The following is a 26310-nucleotide window of genomic DNA, read 5'->3' as shown; positions in this document are numbered from 1 at the left end:
CGCCCTTTGTGTTTACCAGCCCCATGTATTTCTTACTCCGCTGAGTTCCTAAAAAAGTTATTTAATGGCATGAGCGATAAAACGCTTGACCTCATCAATAGGCTGCGGCTCCTTTATTGCCGGGCTAATAAATTGCGGTGCGCGCAGATAACCTTTATCGATCAATCGAGAAATAAGAGACAGACATTCTATCGAGACCTTACCGGCCATAAGGTTATTGAAGTCTTCGCGGGTTTCCATGGCATTTAACATCTGATGAAAACCTTGCAGGTAAAGATAATCCTTGGTAAAGCCACCGCCTCGATAAACTCGGGTAGTAATCGTAAAGGCCAGGTTTTCTTCCACCTGATATTGCTCTTTAAGCAGGATAAAAGTGCGCTTAAAGTCTCTATCCTGCAACATGGATTGTACCGCGACCACCCGCAGTGCCAACACTTTTAATCTTGGTAAAGTGAGATAACCGGCCAGGTATTCACACAGGATCGCCAACCCTTCCTGGGAGGTTGTATTGACCGGACAGCCAAGTTCAAGCACTCTCAGCGGTTGGCTACGGGCGTTTAGGGTCGTCACCAGGTGAACCCCTAATTCGTGGTGCGCTAGGGCGGATACCTCTGTTTCTGAGACACTGGCATGGGAATTGATTTTTACCGTACTGCCAGCGACCAAGGCATTGGCGATCATGCGATCATCGGTGCGGATATCGTAGGTGTAGCCCTGTCGATTGGCAAAGTCACTGAGAAAGCGCATCATCTCATCGGCATTGAAAAAACGATCAGCACTGGGTTCAAGATCATCGGGCAAATGCAAGATAAAATCCGCGTTGTTAATATCCTTATCCGTTGGCTCACCAAAGTAACGCAGGGAATCATAGACGAAGTCAGCTGTGCCTACGGAGCGAAACTGGTCCAGTTTGTCGACATATGACTCGACGATATCGCTGTAAAGCTGGGTTAAATCCTCATCTGGCAGAGTCTCGACTGGAAGGGCATAGAGTGCTCGCTTACGTTGGAATATTTCTACTTCGTGTTCCGCATAAACAAATTGTGGGTTAGTGGAAAAATTTGTAGAGAAAAAATCCTGTTTTTGTTCCCGAAAATTTTTTGGTTCAATAGCAGAGAGGATTTCTACCCCGCGCACCAATTCAAATAATTTTTGATCAAGGGCTTTTAATTCAGGATGTTCACTGGGAGATTGATGCACGTTTTCAGCCTTTATCGTTAAGTTTTATGGTCGAAAATGGGGCCTTTACCAATTGTTACTATCAGGATTTCAGACACCCAACCCTCTCATGCTTATATAGCCATTGTCCACCCGGCATAGCCAGGCGCCATACCGACTTAAGCTTGTCCTCACTCGTCTTACAGACTCAGACTTCCTCAGTAACTACCAACACACATACCATGCGTAAAGCATCGCATCCGTTCTCATAGTAACCTGGAAGCTGGGCTTTGATTTCAAATCCGCTCTCCTTGTAAAGCTTTTGCGCAGAGTGATTATTGATAGCCACTTCGAGTTGCCAGTATTTATAGTTATTACAGTTTAAGTAATGTTTAAATGCTTCGATCAATGCCCTGGCGAACCCCTTACCGCGGTACTCCAGCCGTACCGCAAGGGAATAAAGACGCGCCGGGCGAGGTAACTTGGGCGTTAAACAAATTCCGTAACCAACGATAACACCCTGAACTTCTAGTAACAGACAGCAGGCTTTTGCCTTTATCAGCAGGTAGCGCATTTGCCTTCTATTCAATAGATCTGTAGTAAAACTGTCATGCTCAATAGAGAGCAGATGATTTAGATCACCGATTTGTGCTGGGCGAATAGAGCATTGTTCCGCAGGCACCTAGTGCGCCCCACGCAATTCCAAGCGACGAAGAAACTCCGACATAATTTGCATGTAAAGCTCTTCCCCCAAATATTTATCTTCAATACCTTGATCAATATTGGGGTTGTCATTTACTTCGATCACGTAGGCGTGATTATCCTTCAACTTAATATCTATACCATACAGCCCTTTTCCTACTACAGCTGCGGCTTTCAGTGCAGCGTTCAATACACTACGAGGGGTTTCAAAGGCGGGCAAGGTGTCAAAGTTTCCACTCGTGTGCCGCTTGACCCCATGGTTGTAAATCTGCCAGTGATTACGTGCCATATAATATCGGCAGGCATAAAGCGCGCGGCCATTTAATACCCCGATACGCCAATCATAATCGGTATAAAGATATTCCTGCGCCAAAACAAGCGCCGAGTTTTTAAAGAGATCCCTCAGTTTGTCGATAAGTGCCTCACGATTATCGACCTTAAAAACCCCTCTGGAAAAAGATCCTTCGGGCAATTTTAAAACGACCGGATAACCCAGCTCTCGCTCCAGTTGATCCAAAGTAGCGGGATCTGCTCGATTGACTACCAGAGTCTTCAGAGAAGGCACTTTTTGATAATGGAAGGCATCGTGTAAAAAAACCTTATTACAGCAGCGCAGAATGGAGTCGGGATCATCGAGCACTACAAGACCGTTCTGCTCCGCTTCACAAGCCAGACGATAGGTATGGTGATCGATTGCCGTGGTTTCCCGTATAAACAACCCGTCATACTGGTTAATTTGGGAAATTTCATCCGCCGTAACCACATCCACCTGCATTCCCAGCCTTCTACCGGCCCGAATAAAACGCGAAACAGCGGCTTGGTTGCTCGGCCGGGAAGCCTCCTGCGGATTCACCAGCATCGCCAATTCCCAGCGGTATTTCTTCCGGCTGCTCTGCTTTCTCCAGCGGATACGTGCGTATTCCCCCAGCACTTGCCAACAAAAATGGCGCTCCTCTGCGTTTAGCTGAGCCAAGCCAATACGCTGAACCAGGATCAGGACATTCCCTTGGTCGGCACTTAAGGTAACTTCCAGCAAGGGCACAGGATATTGTTGAAATACTGTGGCGGCTAAGGTCTTCAGGCGGAAGTCTTGCACCTCTCCCATACAGATCAATGCGCGAACGGGTTTCTCATCGCGAAAAATCTCTTGGTCAACGCGCTCAGCCTTGATCCAGATGCCCTGTTCATCGCCATTGCGCAGGCTATTGATGACCCGCACAGAGGGGAGAACATCATGTTGGCGCGCCTCCGCCAAGAGGGAGCAGTAGTAGCCCTGACTCAAGTAACGGCGGGTATCGCACAAGTTGATAATACGTATCCGATTCTCATACAGTTTGGGGTAATCGCGGAGGTAATCTTCAAACGACAGGGTATTGGCTGGCAGGTCGGCGACATCCAGATCGTCATCGACCACAAGCAGAGTAGTATACATAGTCAGAACTTATCAAAGCGATGCTTGAGCACATCAGGAACTGACGGGGTGGGCACCAGCGTAAACACTAGTAAAGGCCTTCGACCCTTTGAATCCTGGGTCGATTTGGGCGAAGAATACCTGCAGCAATAGCTGAGAACCAAGCTTTTTTTAAGGCCCTCTTCCATGGGCATTACTAGCCCTATTTATTGTTGAACAGCCGATTGGTTTAGGGCAAAGATGAGAACATATTTAAGGGCGTAATAGTGTTTACAGTACTAAAAAAAGCATGCCAGAAGACCAGCTATCAGAAAGCTGGAATAGGTGTTCATAGCCAGTAGCAGCAAGTCCAGTGGCTTTACCCTGGAGCAATTTTTTAGTGAACCTCTCCATTAGTAAAGCTCCCTGACTCCCAGTATTTGCTGCCAAGTTCATAATCCCCTGGTTCTGTGGCCTTGTGGCATTGGGTACCCCTAAGAACACCAAGCAATAGAAACCCCATTTAAAGGTTCAAGTTCATTAGGCACGCACTGAATAGAGTTCTAATAATCCCAGCACTAGATTTCTACGCCTGCCCTACTGCCAATTCCCACCTAAAATAGGTCGAGGCAATTCAGGATGGAAAAATGGGTGCAGTGAGCGACAGGGAAGGTCGCGGGAGTGAACAGGCCACACCGGGGAGATGGATTTCGCTACTCTCACCCGTAGCTCCGGCTATTGTCACCATTTTTTTGATGGCGCATATGCCAGACATCTCCGCTGGGAAGGAATTTTCCTTTGGTGTTACCTGGGTTGAGGCACTGGGTGTTTCCCTGCGATTTTATGTCGATGGCCTGAGCTTCCTTTTTGCTCTGTTGATTAGTGGCATTGGTGTTTTTGTTGCTATCTATGCCGCCGCCTATATGCGCGGTGATCCCGATTTGCGCCGTTTTTACAGTTACCTATACCTTTTTATGGTTGGGATGCTGGGTTTGGTGCTGGCGGGCGATTTGATTACCCTATTTGTCTTCTGGGAAATCACCACCATTTCCAGCTACCTGCTGATTAGCTATAACAATACCAGCGCCATTGCCCGCCGCTCCGCTCTACAGGCTTTACTGGTCACCACACTGGGGGGACTTTGCTTGCTTGTGGGGTTGCTATTACTTGCGTACGTGGCGGGTAGCTTCGATCTACTGCAGGTATTAGCTGCCGGTAAGACGGTGCGGGCTAGCCCACTTTATTTACCGATCCTGATTCTGATATTAATCGGCGCCTTCTGTAAGTCTGCACAGTTGCCCTTTCATTTCTGGCTGCCCAATGCCATGGCCGCACCCACACCGGTGAGCGCCTATCTGCACTCCGCCACCATGGTAAAAGCCGGAATTTACTTACTTGCGCGTATGCACCCGGTATTGGCACACACCGAGTATTGGGAGTGGATTTTAACCTGTACCGGCGCCGCCACGGCGGCAGTGGCAGCCTTGGCGGCACTGCGCCAAACCGATCTAAAGCTGGCCCTGGCTTACACTACCCTGATTGCACTGGGTACCCTGACCATGTTCCTGGGCTCAGATGCCTCGGCCGCTGTGGCCGCCGCCATCACATTTCTTATCGTGCACTCCTTTTACAAAGCTGCCCTGTTTATGGTGGTGGGCATCATCGATAAACAAACTGGCACGCGCAGCCTTAATAAATTAGGCGGACTCGGCCACTCCATGCATATCACGGTGATTGCGGCTTCAGCGGCTGCACTTTCCATGGCCGGCTTTCCGCCTTTTCTAGGCTTTATTGGCAAAGAGCTTAAATACGAAGGCGCTTTAGCGGTGGCCTCAGAACCGGCCCTGGTTGCCACAGTGGCGGTTTTTGTCAATGCCGTCACGGTAACCGTGGCGGGAATGGTGGCAATCAAACCCTTTTGGAAGAAGAAGCCACAACATATAACCCATGTTCAAGAGGCGCCACCGGGCATGTGGATTAGCCCGTTAATTTTGAGTGGCCTGGGGCTCACTTTCGGTATGGCACCAGATCTCGTTGGTGGCGGCTTGGTGGAACCGGCGCTAAGTGCCATTTTGGGTATTCCTGAGACGATCAAACTAAAGTTGTGGCACGGTATTAATATCCCCCTGCTGATGAGTATTCTCACTTTCGTTTTGGGAGTCATCATGTATCTGGGGCTGCGTCGTATGCGCGCCTGGTTGGCCTGGGATTTCAAACATGCACCCACCAGCGCCGACGAAATGTGGGATAAGTCCCTGGATTTACTCAAGGCCTTTGCTGCGTGGCAGACCCGTATTCTGCAAAACGGCATCATGCGACGCTACCTGACGGTGATTTTCACTACCATCTCCCTAGTTCTTGCCTATGCCCTGATTCGCGGCGGACAATTTCCCCTGGAGTACGCTTGGCCACGCCTCAATTTGAAGGAATGGGCGGCTTTGCTGTTGACGGTGGGGGGAGCCTATATGGCGGGTTCCGCGCGCAAACCGCTGATCGCTATCTGCGCCCTTGGCGCCCTCGGTGTGGGCATCGCCCTGATTTATTTGTTTCTTGGTGCACCGGATGTGGCCATTACCCAACTTCTTGTGGAAACCCTGTACCTGGTGCTGGTGGCGGCAATCCTGCCGCGGCTGCCGGTGTTCAATCCTGGCCGCAAGGTACTGTTCCGCCCACGGGATGCCACACTCGGGGCTATATTGGGCTTGCTGGTAACCTTTAGCCTGTTGGCGGTACTACAAACGCCGCTCGATAGCCCAACGACTGAATTTTTTGAAAAAGCGTCTGTGCCCGAGGCCCATGGCCGCAATATCGTCAATGTAATCTTGGTCGACTTTCGCGCGCTGGATACCTTCGGCGAAATTATCGTTGTTTTTACTGCAGCCGTAGCGGCTGTCACTCTACTCGGTCACCAATTGCGACGGGGTAAACAGTGAACTCGCTGATACTACAAACCGCAACCCGAGTGCTGGTGGCACTGATACTGGTGTTCTCCATTTATATGTTACTGCGCGGGCATAACTATCCCGGCGGGGGGTTTATTGCCGGCTTAATTGCCGCCTCGGCATTTGTTCTCTTTGCCATGGCCTGGGGCGTGGAGGCCGCACAAAGCGCCCTAAAAATTCCGCCGAGCAACCTCGCCGCAACTGGCGTATTGATCGCACTGCTCTCAGGTATGCTGTCTCTATTTTCCGGCGAGGCGCCATTTTCAGGACAATGGCTACAAGTTACCGGCAATAAAAATTCCGGTGGTCTCTCTCTTAGCAATGTGCTGATTTTCGATATTGGTGTTTATTTGGCGGTACTCGGTGCAGTACTGACTCTGATTTTTGCCCTGGAGGATTCCAGATAATATGGAAGGCCCACTCGCTCTCGTTGTCGGCATATTAATCGCCACCGGTGTCTATCTGATGCTGGCCAGGAATTTACTGCACTACCTATTTGGGCTGATATTAATCAGTAATGCTGCCAACTTGGCTATTTTTGTCGCAGGGAGAGTCACTCGTGCCGCGCCACCATTGATTCCGCAGGGTATGGAGGTTGCCCCGGGACCAATCGCCAACCCCCTGCCCCAGGCATTGATCCTCACCGCGATTGTGATTGGCTTTGGTTTGCTGGCATTTGCCCTGGCCCTGATCGCCCAGGCCTATAAGGTTCTCGGTACCCTGGATGTAGATACCATGCGTATCGCCGAGCCGATACCTCCCAAGGGAGAAAAATCTCCTTGAGTTGGTTACTGGCCCTGCCTTTTTTGATACCGATTCTCACCGCCCTCGCCACTTTCCCGGCACGGGGCAGAAAACTTCTTTGTGGCTTTATTTCAGTTGGCGGTTGTGCCCTGTTACTGGCCGCGACCATCGCCATATTGATCCTGGTAGAAACCGGCGGTACCCGTGCCGCGCAAATGGGTGATTGGGCTGCGCCGTTTGGTATCACACTAGTGGCCGATCGGCTGAGTGCCATTATGCTGCTGATCACTGGCGTCGTTGGCTTCTGTGTTTCCCTGTTTTCCTTATCCGATATCAGGAAATACCGAGTTAAACTGGGTTTTCACAGTTTCTTTCAGCTTTTACTGGCCGGGGTTTGTGGGAGTTTTATTACAGGGGATTTATTCAATCTCTATGTCTGGTTTGAGGTGATGTTAATCGCCTCCTTCGCACTACTGGTGATTGGCGGCGACCGTATCCAATTGGATGGTGGCATTAAATATGTCGCATTAAATCTGGTATCCACATTGCTGATGTTGACCTCTATCGGAATGACTTATGGGTTGACCGGCACATTAAATATGGCCCAGCTGCATATCTCTCTGGCCGCTGTGGATAACCCCTCGGCAGTTTCTGCCCTGGCGGTTTTATTTATTTGCGCATTTGGTATTAAGGCCGCGATTTTTCCGTTATTTTTTTGGTTACCCGCTTCTTATCACGCCCCGCCCGTAACGGTAACCGCGGTCTTTGCCGGCCTGCTGACGAAGGTAGGAGTTTATGCTCTGATACGCACCTTCACCCTGATTTTTCCCAGTGAACTGCAATTCCCCCATACCATTTTGCTGGGTACGGCATTACTGACCATGCTTACCGGGGTATTAGGTGCGGCGGCCCACTATGAATTTCGCAAGATTCTCGCCTTTCATATCATTAGCCAAATCGGCTTTCTGGTGCTGGGCCTTGCACTTAATTCCCCTCTGGCCCTGGCCGGGGCAGTCTTTTATATGATTCACAACATCGTTGCCAAGACTAACTTATTTCTTATTAGTGGCACTGCCAAGCGGCTTACCGGTAGTTTCGAATTAAGTGAAATCGGTGGTCTTTACCGGGCGAGCCCACTGCTTTCCTTCTTTTTCTTTATCGCCGCCTTCAGCCTGGCAGGATTTCCACCACTTTCGGGTTTCTGGGCCAAATTGTTGTTAGTCAAGGCGAGCCTGGACCAGGCCGCTTATTTTGTAGTTGCTGTGGCCCTGATCACCGGCATCCTTACGTTGTTCTCTATGAGCAAAATCTGGGCGGAGGCCTTTTTAAAGGACCATCCGAAAGATTATTGCCAGCGCCTGCAAGATATCCCCCGGTATGAACGCTATGAGCGCCTGCTACCTGTAGCGTTTTTGGCTTTGATCACCCTGGTACTCGGTTTAATACCTGGCCCCTTGATTGATTACTCCCTGGCGGCCGCTAGGGAGCTATTAAAGCCGGGGGAATATATTGAGGCGGTACTGGGACTAAAAATCCAATATGTCGGAAACCGCTGATCATGCGCGTATTTTTACTTAACCTAATCTTAGCCATCAGCTGGTCAGCCTTAACCGGCAATGCAACGCTGGTAAATTTCTGTTTTGGTTTTTTCCTTGGTTACCTCGCATTGCGGGTTTCCCCCAAAATTCCTGAGGGCACCAAATACTTTCAGCGCCTGCCACGTTTAATCCGCCTAGCCAGTTTTTTTCTACAGGAGTTGGTGGTCTCAAGCTTGCGCGCTGCCTACGAGGTCCTTTCACCAAAACTACAAAGCCGCCCACTTGTGGTGCGAATTCCCTTAGAAATTACTGATCAGACGCAGATTTTTATACTGGCAAATCTGATATCACTCACACCGGGGACCGTAGTGCTGGAAATTACCCAAGATAACTCTGAACTGTTGGTACACACCATGTTCGTGGATGATCCAGATATTTTCCGCGAGGAAATCCACCAAGGTTTTGAAAAGCGGGTGCGGGAGGCTTTTTCCTGATGCACAGTACTATCGTTGATATCAACGCGCCATTAATTGTGGCTGCCATTAATATCTCATCACTCATTTTACTGCTGGCATTGGCCATGTGTTTTATGCGCATCTTTCTCGGGCCGACCCTGGCGGATCGGGTTGTGGCCCTCGACGTACTCAATATTCTTGCGGTGGCCTACTGCGCATTATTAGCCATTGCCTCTGGAGAGCCGGCCTATCTGAGTGCGGCTATTGCCCTGGCACTGGTGGCTTTTCTGGTGAGTGTGGCTTTCGCCCGCTTTATTGAAAAAAGTGGAAAAAAAACTGTTCTACATGAGGGAGGCGGCAGTGGTTTTCGATGAGATTTTTATCGCCACCCTATTGCTGGTGGGCAGCCTGTTCGGTTTTAGTGCGGCCTTGGGCCTGTTGCGGATGCCGGACTTCTACACTCGCATGAGCACTTCAGGCAAGGCCGCCACTCTTTGCTGTGGGCTTTTACTGGGAGGTGTGGCCGCAATGTTCCACGATACCCAGGTAACCGCACGTGCAGTGGCGGCGCTGCTATTTTTGCTCTTCACCGTGCCCATCGGGGTGCATATGATTGCGCGGGCTGCCTATCGGGTTGGCACCCCTATGTGGCGTGGCAGAACCGCCAGCCCCCGCTTCAAAAACCCGAAGAGGGACTTAAAGTAGATCCTGCCCAAGTGAGTCAGTTACTGCTGATAGAGATCGGCAATCATCGCCTCACAGCGCTGAGCCAGCTCTTCTGAACTGTCATCCACCAGGATCACATGGCCCATCTTACGCCCAGGACGGAGCGTCTTGCCGTAGAGCCAAACACCTTCATTCTTGCCTGTTGGCGCTCGATCCACACCAAGCATATTGACCATGGCAGCGGGGCGTGGGCACTCGGTGTCACCCAGTGGCATATCCAATATCGCACGCAGGTGATTGGCAAATTGGCTGGTGTCCGCACCCACTAAAGTCCAGTGACCGCTGTTGTGGACCCGTGGCGCAATTTCATTCACCAACAAGCCTTCACTGGTGACAAAGCACTCCACTGAGAGTACGCCTACATAGTCCCAGTCATCCATCAGCTTTTGCAGATAGGCACGGGCACTGGCTAATAATTGTTCATCCTGATAGGGCGCCTTGGAGAGTAACAGCGTTCCTTGGCGGTGTAGGTTCTCAGTCAGAGGGTAGGTCTTTACTTCTCCGGAAACAGAGCGGGCACCGATCAGGGAAACCTCACAGGAGAAATCTACTGAGGCTTCTACCACACAGGGCAGATCTTGAGCTTCTTTGATAGCTTCCTGCAGCTCTGCCGCATCTTTCACCCGCCACTGGTTCTTACCGTCATAGCCATTTTCACAGCTCTTGATAAATGCCGGATAACCGAGCTTATCCAGGGCATTCAGTAATTCACCGCGCCCCCTTGCCGGCATAAAAGGCGCAACCGGAAGACCGCTCTCAGTGAGAGCCCGCTTCTCCCTCAAGCGATGTTGGGCTTTCTCAAAAACATGGGGATCTGGGTAAACTGGACAAAAGCGCTGCAACTCTCGCAGCAGTGCTACATCCACCTGTTCACGCTCGGCGGTAATCACCTCAGGGCAGCCGAGTGCCTGAAATAAATCCTCACCACTGCCCGCCTCATCCAACCTGACGACGGTGCCGAGCCCTTCGACACAACCCGCGTCCTCGCCCTTCTCCGCCAGGAAACTAAATGTAATACCGAGGGGCTTACCCTCTTGTGCCATCATCTGTGCCAGCTGCCCACAGCCGACAATAGCGATATGTCTGGTTACTTCACTCACTAACTTCACTCCACCGTTAGCGGAACCTGGTCAGTTTGACGCTCGCGCCAGGCGATCAATCGCTCCTGCAATTCAGTATCGCCCAGGGAGAGCATTTGTGCCGCCATCAGGCCCGCGTTATAAGCCCCAGAGGCACCTACTGCCTGGGTAGCCACGGCGATACCTTTCGGCATCTGTACGATAGAAAGAAGGCTGTCCATTCCGGTCATAAAACGGCTTTCAACAGGCACGGCAATCACTGGCAGCGGGCTCATAGCGGCAATCATTCCCGGCAGGTGGGCAGAGCCACCAGCTCCGGCGATGATCACCTGGGTGCCGTTTTTGTGGGCTTCACTGGCGAATTCCACCAGGCGCTGGGGGGTTCTGTGGGCGGACACAACCGCAGTGGCAAAAGGAACCTCCAGCTCGTTCAGGGGTTTGGTGGCATTGGCCATGGTGGGCCAATCCGATCGCGACCCCATAACGATGGTGACTTTTTCAAAGGGCAGTGATTTCACTTGCGGCTAACTCCAATGTTGAACAAACGCCAGGTAGACGGGAATCGCCACCAGGACATTGAAAGGGAACGTTATCGCCAGGGACAGTGTGATGGACACGCTGGCATTGGCCTGCGGCAGAGCCACAGACATAGCTGCAGGCACCGCGATATAGGAGGCGCTGCTACCGAGTACCGCCAACAGGAAAATTCCTCCCGCCGACAACCCCAGTAATGCTCCCAGGGCACCCCCGGCTGCACCGCCTAGCAGGGGCATAAATATACCAAAACTCAGCAAGAACGCACCCTGCCCGCGCACATCTGCCAGTCGCGCCGCCGCGACTCTCCCCATTTCCAGCAGAAAAAGAGCCAGCACACCGTGAAATAACTGACCAAAAAAAGGCATAACTGCTTCTGTACGCTCACCGGCCCAAGCGCCGATGGCGATCCCGCCAAGCAGGAGAAGAACCCCCTGATTGCAGGTCAACTCATGGGCCAGGCGCCCCTTATTGTTGTTCTGCATCGACTTCCGCGCCAGGAGAATTCCCACCACAATAGCCGGAACTTCCAGTAGGGCCACAAATAAGGGGAAATAGGCTTCGTAATCGATGCCCTTCGTCTCCAACAGGGCCACCGCCACAGCATAGGTGGCGACACTGACCGACCCGTAGTGGGCAGCAGTAGCTGCTGCATCCAGCCGACTCCATTTGCCTATCCAATAGAGAAGTGGGAAGGCCAACAAAGGGAGTAGTGTGCCAAAGGCCAAAACCGCAAGAGATTGAGGAATCAGGGTTGAAGCGGAATAGGTACTGAGCGCCGCCCCACCCTTGAGGCCTATAGCCAACAGGAGAAAGATCACACAGCTTTGGTAGAGACCTGTGGGCAGGCGCAAGTCACTACGTACCAGCTGCGCCAGGGCCCCAAGGATAAAGAAACCAACTACAACATCCAGCTGCATGATCAGTGCTTCCCGCGCTTAGAGCTTTCGCGGCGTTCAGAGAGCGGGAGGCGAATTCTCTTGGGAACCCGCTTCATTAGCCCGTACCCCACATTGGCAAGCAGCACCACCAGCCCGACCAGTATTAGTGCGGCGGCATCGATACCAACCAGTGCCAATACCCATCCAATGGACATGACTAACAGACCTACCAAGGTACCAAAGTAAAGTTGTGACTTGTGCATACAGGGTCCCCCTCCCATTCCCATAGATTGAAGTGGGTGCATTATCACTAGGTAGATTGATAGATAAAAATAGATAATTATTATGTTATATATCATCTTTTATCTATGATTGAGAAAAGTCATGCTAGCCAGCAGAGCCCACTCCCGCATCGGCACCGTCAGGCAGTTGGAGATTTTACTTACGGTATATGAACAACGCAGCATCAGTGGCGCCGCCAAAACCCTACACCTGACCCAGCCCAGCGTATCCATGCAGCTGGCCAAGCTATCTAGTGCCGTAGGCTTACCCCTTTACTACGCCGTGGGTAAGCAGCTGCAATTCACCGAGGCCGGACAGACCCTGGTGGACAGTGCCCGAGAAATCCTCAAAAGCTATGAGTATCTGGAGCTAAAGCTAGCCAGACTGCGCGGTCTAGAAACGGGGCGCTTACAACTCGCGGTCGTCACTACTGCCAAGTACTTTATTCCCCACTTGATTGGCGAGTTTTATGAACAGCATCCAAAGCTGGATATTCTCTTTCGCGTGGGTAACCGTCAGCAGATCATCGACTACACCGGTGAGGATGAGGATGATTTTTATGTGTTCAGCCACCCTCCCAAGAACCCCGATCTGGAATTGGTGGAATTCCTGCCCAATCGACTGTTGGCTATAGCGCCGGAGAAGCACCCGCTAGCAGGCAGAAAAAAGATTCCCCTAGAGGAGTTTGCCAGCGGCCCCTTCCTGCGACGCGAGGAGGGGTCCGGAACCCGTCACGCCATAGAGCGTTTTCTGCAGGAGAGACATATCGATCTCAATATCCGCATGACCATCGAAAGCAATGAAGCGATAAAGCACGCCGTAATGTCAGGGCTTGGGGTATCTATTCTCTCCGAGCACACTCTCGCATTTGGCGGACATTCAGGGCTCGCCATTTTAGAAGTAGAGTCTCTGCCGATTATTACGCACTGGTATCTAGCCAGGCGTAAATCCAGACCACTATCTCCAGCAGCCGCAGAATTCCTTGAGTATGCCCGCAATCTGGAGACAGTACCGGAAGAGAGCGGTATTGCCTGGCCTTTGCCTCCGAATCGATAGCCTTAGAAAAAACACACCAAAACTTATTTTGGTCCGGCTACCACTTGCTCAAATTACACTCTCAATTTAAACACCAAAATTAAATGTCAGGCGACAGTAGCCTAGATCCCCCTGAAAAAAATCCCGACTGAATACTCGTCAAATTTTCGGCGTACCTGCCGAATCCTGCTACTTTTTGGATACCTATGGATGAGTCCAAAAATCATCCATAGGGCTATAGCCAAAAGGGACTGTAGGTAACAGTCAAAGACACCATCCGTCATCGATTTTCACAGAAGGGTATAATGATGAAAATCCAGGGAATAGTTTTCAGATTTTTAATATTTCTTTTTGCGACCAGTGCAATTAACGCCAAAGCCCAGGAGGATTGGCGCAACATTGACTGGGGCGAATTTATGGTGCGCTTCGGTCTCAGCTATATTACGCCCAATGATGCTGGAACCTCCCTAAAATACCGGGTTCTACAACATTGGGATTTATACAATTCAACCTGGGAAATAGACACCGCCCAAACCTGGCAAATTTCCGGGGTATGGCGCCCTTCGGATCGCTGGGGAATCGAGTTGATGCATATTAACGGTGCCTCATACGATGTAGTCCTAGATAACTTTACCGGCAACCCTGGCAACAGCCAGATTAAATTGGGTGATTTTAAGACTACAAGCACTCTTGCCTTTGCAAACTGGTATTTTCTTGACCCATCCTATATTGCCCGCCCCTATCTCGGCGCAGGAATTAATTATACGGATTATCATACAGTATCCATAAGCCGCCAATTTGATGAGTATCTGATGGACTCTAATATGTCAGTGGCTCCAGGTTCATTCAATATGGGGCACTCCTGGGACTGGGCCCTTCAGGGTGGCGTCGACTTCAATTTTGACTTCCGCCAATTTCGTTATCCTTTATTAATTAATCTGGCGGCTCTTTACTACCTGTCAGATACCGATACCACGATAAATTTCCCTACAGAGCTGGGGTCAGACCGCCTCTATGCGCACTTCGATTACGACCCCTGGATTATCAATATTGGGATTGGCACTAAGTTTTGAAACACAGGATTTCGTATATGAAACTATGCGCCGGAGTCACTGTGAAAAAAATAAATTCAAAAACCCGATCTACAGACATCTTTAATAGCCAACTGCTGATATCAATGGCTGCATTGGGAATCATCGCGCTTTCTCCAGTAAAGGCAACGGCGCAGTGTACACCAGACAATCTGGGCTCCGAAGGACCGGATCAAATTATCTGCGACGAAGACAATGACGCAGAAGAGGCCGATGTCGATGGATTAGGTGGCAATGACACCTTGGAGTTAAACGGTGGCACTATCAATAGCGCATTTGGCGGTAGTGGTGACGATGCCATTTATATTAAGGGAGCAGTAATCCACGACTCTGTATATGGAGGGGATGGTAACGATCTTATTGTGTTGGATGAGCGCAGTAGTGATGTAGGCGATTACATTAATGGAGGCGGTATTCATGGGGGGGGCGGTGATGATGACATCCAAGTTCTAGACGGCCTCACATTTCATGTTTGGGGTGGCGCGGGTAATGATCAAATCACCCTGGATGGCGGTTTTATTTTCAACTATTTAGATGCCGGTGAAGGAGATGATTATATCCACTGGGATGAAGGCATCAGTAATGAAATACGCGGTGGTCCCGGCTCAGATAAACTAGTCATCGACTCTTATTCCTTTGAAGGAGATGTAGTATTAGATGGCGGCGATGATCTCAGCGCAGAAGACGGAGACATCGATACACTGATATTCAAACTCGATTATCGAGTGGATGGTAACCAGCTTATTAACTGGGAACGAGTCGTTATTTGGGGTAGTTCAAAAATTATTTTGTCTGGGAATTTGAATGTGGGTGGCGGCCTGGATAATGACAATAATCCACTGGGCTTACACATTAAATGGGGTGGCCAGGCATTTATTGATACCGAGGAATATAGAATTACTGGCAACGTGGCTAATGATGGCACTATCGACTTAGTCAATAAGAAATTTAATACTTTAATCATTCAAAAAGATAGTGACAATAATTACGGTCACTATATTGGCGATAACGGACGCTTGTGGATGGATGTGGTACTTAGTGATAGCACTGCTAACAGTGATCAACTAAAGATCCGGGGAGATACAAGTGGCACTACTCACGTAACGGTTTACAACCTCAATGGTACTGGCGCACGCACTCAGGATAACGGTATCAAATTGATATCTATTGAGGGGGACTCCACTGACAATGCCTTTATTTTAAGCGGTGACTATATAACCAAAGATGAGCAACCCGCGACAATTGGTGGAGCATACGCCTATACACTGCACCAGAATGATTTATCGGGAAACAATGATGGAGAATGGTATCTGCGCTCTACGATAAGTAATTCAAGCCATTTCCCCGAAGGCGGCATGGCTCGCTGGCAACCCGCTGCAGTAATGTATGAAACCCTTCCACAAATACTGCGATCCTTGAATATTCCCACCACATTGCGTAGTCGTGTGGGTAACCGCTACTGGGTTGGTAGTAGTTATCTCGACGTCAATAGCACCGATTATACTAGCTCACTGGAAACAGCCATTGATCGCAAGGGGATATGGATACGCAGTGGCGCACGCTATATAAGCACGACACCCAGTGAGTCCACCACCTGGGCGAGCTGGGATCAAACATACTATCAGCTCCAAATTGGTGCTGATCTCCCCGTCGACTTGTTGGTTCTCGGCACTACTCCTATTGCCAGTTTGGCACTGCATTATGGCAACTCGAAAAATTCCGTAGAGTCTTTTTTTGGGGACGGCTCCATTAATGCCAAAACATACGGCGTCAGTAGCTACCTAACATGGTATGGCTATCAGGGTCTCTATGTTGACGCTCAATTCAAGCTAAGTTGGTTCGACTTTGACTTTGACGCAAAAGACTTACGCACACTCCGCAACAGCAGTGAAGGCTACGGTTACGGTCTGTCTCTGGAGGGGGGGTGGAGTTTCAAGCTCTATGATTACTATTCGATTACTCCCCAGGCGCAACTGATTTACACGTCTGAGGAGGCTGAAAACTTTGAAGATACCTATGATGTTAAAGTAGGCGATATTAATAATAATGGCCTTTTATTGCGCCTAGGGGCCACTTTTGAAAAACGCAAAAGCCAACGTAAATCCAGCAGAAAAATGTACGGCTCCCTACCTCTGGAGCGCTTTGGATACTATGTCACTCCAGGGCTGATCTTGAATCTTGACCAGGAAACCGACCTGGTTGTTTCTGGAACAAGACTCTATCAGAAACCGGATACCTGGTATGCGGATTTACGTATGGGGGCCAGTTATGAAGAGTGTGGTGACCACTGCTCTATCTACACCGAAGTCTTTTTCAGCAGCGGCCTGGAGAATCTTGGGGATAGTTTTGCTGGAGGACTGGAGCTTGGGTTTCGATATAAATGGTAAACCCAAACTCCAAAGTGCAGCCAAGAAAATTCTTTTAAGACTCTAACATGCTATATAAATCATACTCAGAGAAAACTCTCTTAAGCTTAAAATCGTTTCCTTGACGATTCTTATGATTCTCCTTCATTAAGGCGTGATCCTGGGAACCCTGGATCATCAAGAACCTGTTTCTCCAACAGCGGGGATCGGATATACGCGCGGCTAAAGTTCCTTTCTTAATACTCATTGCCTTTAACCAGATATCGTCTGCATTTGGGCATAAGGTCATGAACTTTTCTGGATCAAAGGCATCTTTGTGCAAAGAATTAGGCGGGTACAGTACCCCACCCATTCCAGTTGGAAATACGCAGTGAGAAGCCTCTGAATCTCTTATGCTACTCTGCCAACTTCCGTAAGGAAGCAATGCTCCTTTTTTATCTAGGCACATTCTATGCGCTCTGTGGCAGTAGATTTTGGATGGATCTTTTTCATAAGCCTGATAAAGTAAATCAACCATATCCGGTGGATAAAGAACATCGTCATCAACAGTGACAATCAGGCTGTCAGGAAACATATCAAAAGTATACGCATACTTTTTGTAAGGACCCAAATCTTCATCAACAAAAAAGACTTGCAGGCCCCTTTGTTGCTGTCTTTTTAAAGTTTCAGGCAAACTTCTATCAGGAAAATTCTTGGTAGATAACCACAGAACAATTGAGTCAGCCTTTACTGACTGCTGAAATAAGCTTTCGATACATAAATATAAATCGTGGATACGTTTATCGAATGAGGTGAGAGAGATTACAATATTTTGTTTCTTAGAATTGCCTACCCCAGGCTCAACACTATTTGAAGCGTGAAGACCAAGTAACTGGCAGCGAACAAGTGCTTCCAGCTTCAAATTATTATTCAGGTCGTGCTTCTTTAGACGCTTCTTTAAAAAGTATTGGAACATTCAGGGCCATCCAGTAGACTCAACCTATTGTACCGAATAGCCGAACAGCGATCCGTCCAGCCTAAGAGCACCATCAATATAAAGGGGTCACATGTGGGTACAAACTTGGCGGATTATGCCAGACGCTCTCTATATTAGCCACTTAAACACCTCACTTCGAACAATAACCTCTTTTTTAGTTACTAGTTAGATCAAAAACACCAAAAAGGTCAAAAAATAACCAGAAAAAACCCCTACTATACAATTAGCTACCCATGCCATGAACAACCCCTAACTTACAACCAAGGTAGGCTTCTTATCACCTTGTAAGTAGTCAAGCAGCTGGTACTCAGAGAATACCCGTCTAATCTTGCAATCATTTCCACCGGTGCGTTTTAAGTTAACCATTTTTAATTGCTGAACCTGAGACCCTTGGATAGTGAGAAAGCGCCCTCTCCAATAACGGTAGTCGGGAACCCTCGCAACAAACTTCCCCCGCAACAAACTCATAGCCTTCAGCCAAATATCATCGGCAGAGGGGCATAACTCCATAAATTTTTTGCTATCAAAAGCATCCTCATGCAGTGAGCCAGGCGGATATAGAACTCCAGCCATACCCGTGGCAAAAAGAAAAGGGGATGGTTCGCTATTTAATTCATGTGAAATCCAAGTCTCATAAGGTTTAATCTCTCCCCTTCGACCTAATTGAATCTTATGTGCCCGATGGCAATGAATATGGGAAGGCGCCCTCAAATAAGACTGGTACAATAAATCGAGAGTATCTGAAGGGTAAAGCACATCATCATCCACCGTAACAATGAGGCTGTTTGGAAATTGATCAAAGGCATACATATATTTCATGTAAGGCCCGAAATCATTCTCTACAAATAGAATCTGCAAGCCCCGATCTTGCTGTTTCCGCAGTATCTCAGGTAGCCTTCTATCGGGAAAATCACGCAAAGATAACCATAGAACTATCGCATCTGCTCTCAAAGATTGCTGAAAGAGGCTCTCTACACATAAGTAGACATCGTGAATGCGCTTATTATAAGAGGTCAGAGATACGACTATCTTATGCGGCTTATCATTACCAACTCCAAGAGACTCACTATTTAGAGCCTTCAACCCCAGAAGGTGGCCCAACATCAGAGACTCCACCTTTAAATTATTATTAGAGTCATGTTTTTTTAATCTTTTTTTCAATAAGTATTGGAGCATATTAGATTACCGTTAATTAACCTAGGAGTGCTTAAAAAGAAAATAAGCCCACTATGCTCCATTTTGTTGAAAAAAAAACCCATACGCCAGACCTAAAGTGTTATGCTCTCAACACTGTCATCTAAATCCTCTTTATGTTACTTTATTTATTCACTTTATGATCAAAGCCCAAAAAAGAAGTTTACTGCAAGAACTCTATTCAGGGCGTTTTTAGGCAACAACTATTCAGCATACCCAGGGTTATCTCTATCCAGCCTCCTCAACAATCCAGGCCAAACCAAAAGCCCTCCCTGATTACCGGTAACCATATCCCCCTCGCTAACGATCTTATCCACAATATTTTGAGGAACCGGGGTGAGGGGCGGATTGCCAGTAAGAGCTGCAACCTGAATTTCACAGGCGCGTTGCAATATAAACATTGCCAGAAAGGTATCAGCAACGGTGGAAGCACAGGTCAGTAACCCATGATTACGAAGGATCATATAGTTGGCTGAGCCTAGGTCAGCCACCAAGCGTTCTTTTTCATCCTCACGCACAGCAATCCCCTCATAGTCGTGATAAGCAATACTCGACAGGGGAAATAATGATTGCTGAGAAATTGGCAGCAAGCCTTCAGCATGGGCAGAAACCGCTACGCCTGCAGTAGTATGGGTGTGCATAACGCAGTGGGCATCTTCTCGCGCCTCATGGATAGCACTGTGGATAGTAAATCCTGCAGGATTCACCATCGCCGTACTTTCATCCACTTTTTCTCCCTGCAAATCGATTTTAACCAAGCTTGAAGCTGTAATTTCGTCAAAAAACATTCCAAAAGGGTTAATTAGAAAGTGGGATTCCGGTCCGGGAATACGCACAGAGAGATGGGTAAAGATGGTATCGTCCCAACCATAGTGGGCTACCAAACGGTAAGCCGCCGCTAAATCGACACGCAATTGCCACTCTTCATCGCTGACGCGCCCCTTCAGTGAAGGCATAGTTTCCAGGTACATGTTGCACTCCTTGATGTTATTGGAATCCAAATTCTGAATCAGCCCCGCTAAAAACACTGTCAAATTGTTTACACTTGACGAATGAATAATAAAGTCAGCTTTATTGATAAATGCCCATTGCTAGCCGGCCTACCTGGTGAGGCTCGAGAATTTCTAACCCAGAAGGCATATTGCCAGCACTTCTCCCAGGGCGACACTATCTATCCCTCAGGTTCCCGCCTGGAACGCCTTTCTATTATTGCCAAGGGGCAGGTGCGAATCTGCTCCAGTAATTTTGCTGGGCGCGAGGCAACCCTTGCGATTTTAGATAATGGAGCCTGGTTTGGTGATACCGTTTTTTGCCCAGGAACTCCGCGGGTATTTGGAGCCCGCGCCCATAGTGATTGTGTAATTGTCGATATACCCGGTGAGTTGCTGAGGGAAAAAATGAAACAACATCCCGAAGCTTATCCAATAGCACTGGAACAAATCAGCAGAAGGCTTTGGACAGTGATGTCCATTATCCAGGACGATGTACTCCGCGGTACTGAGGCGCGAATTGCTCGGCGCCTATTCTTTATGGCACAGATGCATAATGGTGGACATGAAAATAGTCATAGCAGTTTTCGCCTCACCAAAGAGCTGCTCGCCAACACCATGGGTATGACCCGGCAAGGGGTACACCGGGTACTAAAAAATATTGAGTCTCAGGGGCTGATAGAATGCTCCTACGGTCGTATCAACGTGCCAGATCTCTCACGCCTGGGTGCCTATATTGAGAAGTTAGATTAAAGCAATTGGACTGAAAGGGTTTCAACTAGCTCAGCCAACTTCCGCAGCACCCTCCTCTCCAGCTTCTCGTGCCTTCTTACGACCGTAGTACGCGAGCAACATCCCAGATGGAAACATCAGCACACCATATACTGCAGAGGGTATCGACATTTCACTGGAATGCATTAAAGTGAGGGTCACCATAAGGCCAATGGTGCCGTTCTTAATACCCAACTCAGTAGCTACCGCTAATCCATCTCGCCGGGAAAGCCCGCAGAAGTGGCTGATGATTAACCCAGCCAACACCCCCAATAAATTCAACAGAATTGTGGAGGGGCCAGCCAACAGCATAAGCTCCCCTATCCGGTCTCTCATACCCCACACCAACCCTACTACCAGAATAACCAGTACCAGTGCACCGAAAATACTCACAATGCCCTCGGCACGGCTCGCTAAGTGAGGGTTCCAGGCCCGCACTATCATACCGATTACCACAGGCAACAGGACAATGACCGATAACATAGCCACTGTCCTGGCAAAGGGTAGGACGATTTCCTGCTCTGCACCAAAGTACTGGCGCAAGGCAAAGTTAGTGAAAAAAGGCAGGGTTAAAATTGTAATTAAGCTTGCGGAAACTGTTAGCACGATGGAGAGCGCCACATTGCCACGAGCGAGCAGTGTAAACAGGTTCGAAGTCGTACCACCTGGACAGGCTGCAATAATCACTAGGCCCACAGCGATCGGAGCGGGCAAACTAAGCGCCCAACACAGAACAAAAGCCACAAGTGGCATGAGTATGATCTGGGCAAGTGTACCGACCACCAGCCCACCAGGTTTTACTGTCACCTGGTGGAAATCCCTGGCAGTCAGGGTCATTCCAATACCCACCATAATGATAAACAGCGCTATCGGCAGACCGATCGAGATCATAGGCCCTGATTCCACACTCGCCTCCTCTTTTTATTATTGTCTGGCTATAGGCCCCTAGTTCCAACACAGATTACGCTTTGGCGGACACCAGTAATCCACAGCATAAGAGAAAAAAGGGGTTGCTTGTTTTTATTATTTACAGTGTTTCTCGAAGATGAACCCTAGCACAACCAACAGACAGATGCCGCCTCTGGTAGAATCTGAAAGCCTTTTGTGAAGCTGATTGGGTTTTTATGAGCGATAGATTTCCCTCCCCGATTGTAAATAACTGGTCCAACCTGCTCTGGTCACTGGGCAGTAACGATATCGCCAGTACCGCCAGTGATTCAAAAAACACCGTCAAACTGCCATGGCTGCCTATGGTACGTCACAGTCAACTGCACAGTTATTTTTCCCGCGAAGAGGTCAAACAACAGCTTGTCAATAAGCTTGAAACACACCTAATAGATAGCGACCAACATAAACCTACCAGCCGCCTCGGTGTTTACTTTGAGCGCCTCTGGTCATTTGCTTTTCAGTACCACCCCGATTACCAATTGCTACATCAGAATCTGCCTTTACGTATCGAGGGTAGAACCCTCGGTGAATTGGATTTTGTGGTCCAACATTTGCCCACTAACCGCTGTGAGCACTGGGAAATTGCAGTTAAGTTCTACCTCGCACTACCCCGCTGCTACTGGGTAGGCCCAGGTCTCAAGGACCGCTTGGATATCAAGATAAAGCGCATGGAGGAACATCAATTACCTCTTATTCAGCAGCAGGCGGTGCAACCTCTTTTAAACGCATTAGGGCTTCGCATTGAGCAACAGTGGACACTGATGCCCGGCCGCCTCTTCAGCCCCCTGCCAATTCATAGCAGTCCGTTTTTCCATAAGAAGCTGGCCCACCTGCAAGACAAAAACTGGTGGGCAGATCTAGAAACCTTCAAGGGTCTTTTTCAAGGAAGTGACACAGCAGATCTACGCTGGCTCCACCTCCCGAAGAAAGCGTGGCTAGCACCGATTGAATCGAATGAAGCTCGCGGTAACTCTTTTAAGCAACTCACTGCAGGGTTGGAGAATTCAACTGTGAATAAGCCCCTATGCTTTGCGCTAGTGGGGGAGAAGGGTGAAATTAGCCGCGGCTTTATTGTCCCCAGTAACTGGCTGCAACGGGCACTGGAAACCCTCCCTACCTAGGTTTCCTAAGAAAGTATGCAACCTCTATCAACAACATCGCCCATTCACTTCCTCCCTCTGGCCAATGACTACTCTTCGAGCAGCAATCCCAAAAGCCCGCTATACAAAACTTTCTCAATTATTGATTGACTTAGGTCAATTTAACTTTACAATTTTCAGAAATTTCTGAAAGTTAAGAATCTGATGAAACTTTCGAGTCAAGCCCAAGCCTTTGTCTTGCACTTTGGAGAAATGGGTAGCCGGTGGGGCTTCAACCGCACCGTAGGCCAGATGTTTGCCCTGCTTACTATCCACCCCTCCCCCCTGAACGCCGAGCAATTAGCCCAGGCACTGAAGATCAGCCGAGGCAATGTGAGTATGGGCCTCAAGGAACTGCAAGCCTGGCGCCTTATTGAGCTGCAGCACCAGCCCGGTGACCGCAAAGACTATTTCACCGCAGCTGGTTCGATTTGGGAGCTTGCTCGCACCGTATTTGAGGAGCGACGTAAGCGCGAACTGGACCCTACTCTAAGCTTGTTGCGCCAACTTCTACTCAATGAGCCCCAGGATGAACAAGAGGTTCAAGCACAGGAAAAAATTCAGGAGGTATACAGCCTGCTGGAGTTGCTGGATGAGTTTGCCAACACCCTGAGCAAGCTGGATCACGATGATTTACTCCGGCTAATGAAACTGGGCTCCGGCATCGTCAAGCTGCTGGAACTGAAAAGTAAAATGACAGGGGGGAAAACTTCCGAATAAGCACCTGCCTAAATGCCCCTTAGGCAGCAAAAATCAATGGTATAGGGATATACCGCCGCCGACCCCGCGTCGGCAGTCGCTCAAAAAATACCGCGGGTCCATACTCCTGCAATGGTGTTTGACGGGCACCGCCGGGCCGCTTAGGAAGCGTCGCCCGATTATCTGGTTAATAAATTAGTCCGACCAGCAGAGGCTCCCATGCTAGATACTCTGATCCTCTCCCGAATACAGTTTGCCGCCAATATTAGTTTTCATATTCTCTTTCCCACCATCACTATCGCCCTCGCCTGGATTATCGTTTTTTTCAAGCTTCGCTATGACCAAACAGACAACCCCGTTTGGATGCGTGCCTATCGCTTTTGGGTAAAGATCTTCGCCCTAACCTTTGCTCTCGGGGTCGTAAGTGGCATCACCATGTCTTTCCAGTTTGGCACCAACTGGCCAGGCTACATGGCGCGAGTTGGCAATATCGCCGGGCCTCTCCTGGGCTATGAGGTACTGACCGCCTTTTTCCTGGAGGCCACTTTTTTGGGCATTATGTTGTTCGGGATTAAGCGCGTCCCCAGTAAAGTGCACACCTTCTCGGCCTTTGTAGTCGCTGTTGGCACCACCCTCTCCGCCTTTTGGATCATTGCCTTAAATTCCTGGATGCAGACCCCATCCGGCTTTGAACTGCGCGATGGTGTCGCCTACCCCGAGAGCTGGCTGGCTATTATTTTTAACGCCTCTTTCCCTTACCGGCTCACCCACATGCTGCTGGCCTCGGGGCTCACGGCGGCCTTCTTTGTGGCGGGCATCTCCGCTTACCGAATTCTCAAAGGCGACCCCAAGCGAGCGCCGCGTCTGGCACTTAAAACCGGACTTATCCTGGCGGCTGTTTTTATTCCCATTCAGATTTTTGTCGGCGACCTGCATGGTCTCAATACCTTTAAATACCAGCCACAAAAAGTGGCGGCTATGGAAGGGGTATGGGAAACAGAAAGGGGCGCACCACTGCTGCTGTTTGCAATCCCTGATGGCGAAGCAAAAACCAATCACTACGAAATTGCCATACCTAAAATGGCCAGCCTTATCCTGACCCATGACTTAAACGGGGAGGTTAAGGGAATTGAAGAATTTCCCGATGATCACCCGCCGGTGGCTCCAGTGTTTTTCGCCTTTAGAATTATGGTCGGCATGGCACTTTTAATGCTGGCTGTGGCCTGGGGCGGCTGCTACCTCCTATGGCGGCGCAAAGAGCTACCCCGTTGGGCGCTCAAAACCCTTGTCGCTATGACATTCGCCGGATGGGTCGCCACATTGGCGGGCTGGTACGTGACTGAAATTGGTCGACAGCCCTGGCTGGTGACCGGAGTGCTGAGAACGGCGGATGCTGTAACACAGATTCCCCCATCCCATGTGGGCTTTTCCCTCACGCTCTATCTTGTTGTCTATGTCGTCCTACTTTATGCCTACATTCACACACTTAAAGTGATGGCACTCAAGTCTGTCAAAGTGGAGGAATTTGAAACCGAGGAACCTCTCGCAGGAGGCAGCCTAACCAACTTGCCAGAATCCACCCAAAAGCAATCCAAGGGGGAATCCCATGAGTGAGGCCGCCACTTCCACAGCCTATTGGCTACCCGTTATCTTTATCGGCCTGATGGGCTTCGCAGTTCTGGTTTATGCCATTTTGGACGGTTACGATCTGGGGGTGGGTATTCTCCTCCCCCTGGCTGAGGAGGATGAAGCCCAGCGAGATACCATGATCGCCTCGATCGGCCCCTTCTGGGATGCGAATGAGACCTGGCTGGTGCTCGCTATAGGCCTGCTTCTCATCGCCTTTCCAATTGCCCACAACCTCATACTGATGCACCTCTATATCCCAGCGGCCATTATGTTGGTGGGCCTGATTTTACGTGGCGTGGCTTTTGACTTCCGCGCTAAAGCGGCTGTGGGGCACAAACTCGCCTGGGATCGGACTTTCAAGGCTGGATCGATAATCACCACTTTGGCCCAGGGTTATATGCTGGGACAGTATGTGATGGGTTTCCAGACAGGCTGGCAGGCACAGCTTTTTTCTGGGGTAAGCGCATTAGGGGTGACCGCCGCATATAGCTATATGGGCTCGGCCTGGCTTGTTTTGAAAACTGAGTCTCAATTACAAGAGCGTGCTGTGCGCTGGGCGCGCCGGTCTGGAAGAGCAACGCTTCTCGGAGTGGTCTCGGTCTCTGCAATCAATCCACTGGTTAACCCCACCGTTTTTGATCGCTGGTTTAGTTACCCTTTAGTGATGTTTGTACTCCTGATACCCACCTTGTGTTTTTTGGCCTTTATTTTTAACGACCTTCTGCTGGCCAGGTTACCCAAAGCCAATGACAGACACAGTGCACTGCCCTTTGTCCTGGTAGTGACCATTTTCCTCATGTGCTTTACCGGCCTGGCCTTTAGTTTCTTCCCCGATATAGTGCCTGGGCAATTGAATATCTGGCAGGCAGCCAGTGCCACTGCTTCTTTGAAGTTCATTCTTGTGGGCGCACTAATTGTTGTGCCGGTAATCCTGATCTATACGGCCTTTTCCTACCGAGTATTTCGCGGCAAAGCTACCGAACTTCACTATCATTAACGCAACTTCTTCGAATTGTGTGGGATAGTAACACTTAATCAAATT

26 protein-coding genes are annotated in these 26310 nt (G+C 49.4%); 15 read left to right on the top strand and 11 right to left on the bottom strand.

The genetic code is table 11. The features are described 5' to 3' along the window. Nucleotides 1–57: 57 nt before the first annotated feature. The 3 genes from ACXAFI_RS02330 to ACXAFI_RS02320 all read right to left on the bottom strand — a co-directional run bounded on the left by ACXAFI_RS02330 (nt 58) and on the right by ACXAFI_RS02320 (nt 3292). Complete coding sequence (locus ACXAFI_RS02330) at nt 58–1200, bottom strand: flavohemoglobin expression-modulating QEGLA motif protein (RefSeq protein WP_475107525.1); 1143 nt, start codon at nt 1198–1200, stop codon at nt 58–60. A 166-nt stretch (nt 1201–1366) separates the two neighbouring features. After that, entirely contained in the window at nt 1367–1840 is a 474-nt protein-coding gene (locus ACXAFI_RS02325; RefSeq protein ID WP_475107524.1) for a GNAT family N-acetyltransferase, read from the bottom strand. Then, nucleotides 1841–3292: a RimK family protein gene (locus ACXAFI_RS02320; RefSeq protein ID WP_475107523.1), complete on the bottom strand. Its 1452-nt coding sequence runs from the start codon at nt 3290–3292 to the stop codon at nt 1841–1843. 605 nt (nt 3293–3897) lie between these two features. On the opposite strand from ACXAFI_RS02320, the gene mbhE reads away from it, so the two are divergent. Genes mbhE through mnhG form a run of 7 tightly spaced genes read left to right on the top strand, consistent with a single transcriptional unit; the run spans nt 3898 to nt 9634 of the window. Then, on the top strand, nt 3898–6183 hold the full coding sequence (gene mbhE, locus ACXAFI_RS02315) for a hydrogen gas-evolving membrane-bound hydrogenase subunit E (RefSeq protein ID WP_444920018.1): 2286 nt from the start codon (nt 3898–3900) through the stop codon (nt 6181–6183). Continuing rightward, the gene (locus tag ACXAFI_RS02310; protein ID WP_152454846.1) at nt 6180–6599 is read left to right on the top strand and encodes a Na+/H+ antiporter subunit B; all 420 of its coding nucleotides are present in this window, start codon (nt 6180–6182) and stop codon (nt 6597–6599) included. The genes mbhE and ACXAFI_RS02310 overlap by 4 nt, the downstream gene beginning before the upstream one ends. A gap of 1 nt (nt 6600) precedes the next feature. After that, entirely contained in the window at nt 6601–6975 is a 375-nt protein-coding gene (locus ACXAFI_RS02305; RefSeq protein WP_152454847.1) for a Na+/H+ antiporter subunit C, read from the top strand. Continuing rightward, the gene (locus ACXAFI_RS02300; protein WP_475107522.1) at nt 6972–8492 is read left to right on the top strand and encodes a Na+/H+ antiporter subunit D; all 1521 of its coding nucleotides are present in this window, start codon (nt 6972–6974) and stop codon (nt 8490–8492) included. The genes ACXAFI_RS02305 and ACXAFI_RS02300 overlap by 4 nt, the downstream gene beginning before the upstream one ends. A 2-nt stretch (nt 8493–8494) precedes the next feature. After that, entirely contained in the window at nt 8495–8968 is a 474-nt protein-coding gene (locus tag ACXAFI_RS02295; protein ID WP_475107521.1) for a Na+/H+ antiporter subunit E, read from the top strand. Next, nucleotides 8968–9303, top strand: coding sequence for a cation:proton antiporter (locus ACXAFI_RS02290; RefSeq protein ID WP_152454850.1), 336 nt, complete (start codon nt 8968–8970; stop codon nt 9301–9303). Before ACXAFI_RS02295 ends, ACXAFI_RS02290 begins: the two co-directional genes overlap by 1 nt. Beyond that, the gene (gene mnhG / locus ACXAFI_RS02285; protein WP_152454851.1) at nt 9290–9634 is read left to right on the top strand and encodes a monovalent cation/H(+) antiporter subunit G; all 345 of its coding nucleotides are present in this window, start codon (nt 9290–9292) and stop codon (nt 9632–9634) included. The genes ACXAFI_RS02290 and mnhG overlap by 14 nt, the downstream gene beginning before the upstream one ends. A 20-nt stretch (nt 9635–9654) precedes the next feature. On the opposite strand, the gene ACXAFI_RS02280 is transcribed toward mnhG, so the two are convergent. From ACXAFI_RS02280 to ACXAFI_RS02265, 4 genes are read right to left on the bottom strand one after another with little or no spacing between them, the layout of a single operon-like run. Then, on the bottom strand, nt 9655–10755 hold the full coding sequence (locus ACXAFI_RS02280) for a 5-(carboxyamino)imidazole ribonucleotide synthase (RefSeq protein ID WP_475107520.1): 1101 nt from the start codon (nt 10753–10755) through the stop codon (nt 9655–9657). Nucleotides 10756–10760: 5 nt separating this feature from the next. Continuing rightward, nucleotides 10761–11252, bottom strand: coding sequence for a 5-(carboxyamino)imidazole ribonucleotide mutase (gene purE, locus ACXAFI_RS02275; protein WP_152454853.1), 492 nt, complete (start codon nt 11250–11252; stop codon nt 10761–10763). Nucleotides 11253–11258: 6 nt separating this feature from the next. After that, nucleotides 11259–12188 carry a sodium-dependent bicarbonate transport family permease gene (locus ACXAFI_RS02270; protein WP_475107519.1) on the bottom strand — a complete coding sequence of 310 codons (930 nt, stop codon included), beginning with the start codon at nt 12186–12188 and terminating at the stop codon, nt 11259–11261. A 2-nt stretch (nt 12189–12190) separates the two neighbouring features. Continuing rightward, nucleotides 12191–12412: a hypothetical protein gene (locus tag ACXAFI_RS02265; protein ID WP_152454855.1), complete on the bottom strand. Its 222-nt coding sequence runs from the start codon at nt 12410–12412 to the stop codon at nt 12191–12193. Nucleotides 12413–12533: 121 nt separating this feature from the next. Between ACXAFI_RS02265 and ACXAFI_RS02260 the strand changes: the two genes are divergently transcribed. From ACXAFI_RS02260 to ACXAFI_RS02250, 3 genes are all read left to right on the top strand, one after another. After that, complete coding sequence (locus tag ACXAFI_RS02260; protein WP_475107518.1) at nt 12534–13487, top strand: LysR family transcriptional regulator; 954 nt, start codon at nt 12534–12536, stop codon at nt 13485–13487. A 284-nt stretch (nt 13488–13771) separates the two neighbouring features. Further along, nucleotides 13772–14539 carry an OmpW/AlkL family protein gene (locus ACXAFI_RS02255; protein ID WP_475107517.1) on the top strand — a complete coding sequence of 256 codons (768 nt, stop codon included), beginning with the start codon at nt 13772–13774 and terminating at the stop codon, nt 14537–14539. A gap of 41 nt (nt 14540–14580) precedes the next feature. Further along, the gene (locus ACXAFI_RS02250; RefSeq protein ID WP_475107516.1) at nt 14581–16944 is read left to right on the top strand and encodes an autotransporter family protein; all 2364 of its coding nucleotides are present in this window, start codon (nt 14581–14583) and stop codon (nt 16942–16944) included. A gap of 34 nt (nt 16945–16978) precedes the next feature. On the opposite strand, the gene ACXAFI_RS02245 is transcribed toward ACXAFI_RS02250, so the two are convergent. The 3 genes from ACXAFI_RS02245 to ACXAFI_RS02235 form a co-directional block, all read right to left on the bottom strand. Beyond that, a complete protein-coding gene (locus ACXAFI_RS02245; protein ID WP_475107515.1) occupies nt 16979–17878 on the bottom strand; it encodes a glycosyltransferase family 2 protein in 900 nt (299 codons plus the stop codon). A 270-nt stretch (nt 17879–18148) separates the two neighbouring features. After that, a complete protein-coding gene (locus ACXAFI_RS02240) occupies nt 18149–19075 on the bottom strand; it encodes a hypothetical protein (protein WP_475107514.1) in 927 nt (308 codons plus the stop codon). Nucleotides 19076–19296: 221 nt separating this feature from the next. Then, nucleotides 19297–20064: a class II aldolase/adducin family protein gene (locus ACXAFI_RS02235; protein WP_475107513.1), complete on the bottom strand. Its 768-nt coding sequence runs from the start codon at nt 20062–20064 to the stop codon at nt 19297–19299. Between the two features lie 81 nt (nt 20065–20145). Between ACXAFI_RS02235 and ACXAFI_RS02230 the strand changes: the two genes are divergently transcribed. Further along, nucleotides 20146–20835 (top strand): Crp/Fnr family transcriptional regulator, encoded by a 690-nt coding sequence (locus ACXAFI_RS02230; RefSeq protein ID WP_475107512.1) that lies wholly within the window; start codon nt 20146–20148, stop codon nt 20833–20835. 30 nt (nt 20836–20865) lie between these two features. On the opposite strand, the gene ACXAFI_RS02225 is transcribed toward ACXAFI_RS02230, so the two are convergent. Beyond that, nucleotides 20866–21759, bottom strand: coding sequence for a bile acid:sodium symporter family protein (locus ACXAFI_RS02225; RefSeq protein ID WP_475107511.1), 894 nt, complete (start codon nt 21757–21759; stop codon nt 20866–20868). Nucleotides 21760–21977: 218 nt separating this feature from the next. Here ACXAFI_RS02225 and ACXAFI_RS02220 point away from each other — a divergent pair, with 218 nt between their 5' ends. The 4 genes from ACXAFI_RS02220 (at nt 21978) to ACXAFI_RS02205 (ending at nt 26265) form a co-directional block, all read left to right on the top strand. Continuing rightward, nucleotides 21978–22922 carry a DUF1853 family protein gene (locus ACXAFI_RS02220; RefSeq protein WP_475107510.1) on the top strand — a complete coding sequence of 315 codons (945 nt, stop codon included), beginning with the start codon at nt 21978–21980 and terminating at the stop codon, nt 22920–22922. 183 nt (nt 22923–23105) lie between these two features. Beyond that, the gene (locus ACXAFI_RS02215; protein WP_152454863.1) at nt 23106–23660 is read left to right on the top strand and encodes a GbsR/MarR family transcriptional regulator; all 555 of its coding nucleotides are present in this window, start codon (nt 23106–23108) and stop codon (nt 23658–23660) included. A gap of 198 nt (nt 23661–23858) precedes the next feature. Then, nucleotides 23859–25253, top strand: a complete 1395-nt coding sequence (locus ACXAFI_RS02210) for a cytochrome ubiquinol oxidase subunit I (protein ID WP_475107509.1) — start codon at nt 23859–23861, stop codon at nt 25251–25253. Next, nucleotides 25246–26265 (top strand): cytochrome d ubiquinol oxidase subunit II, encoded by a 1020-nt coding sequence (locus tag ACXAFI_RS02205; protein WP_475107508.1) that lies wholly within the window; start codon nt 25246–25248, stop codon nt 26263–26265. Before ACXAFI_RS02210 ends, ACXAFI_RS02205 begins: the two co-directional genes overlap by 8 nt. Nucleotides 26266–26310 lie beyond the last annotated feature (45 nt).

This window comes from Microbulbifer sp. ABH2_005 (assembly GCF_056160005.1).
The sequence above is the reverse complement of the archived record's forward strand: the minus strand, read 5'-3'. Positions and strand labels throughout refer to the sequence as shown.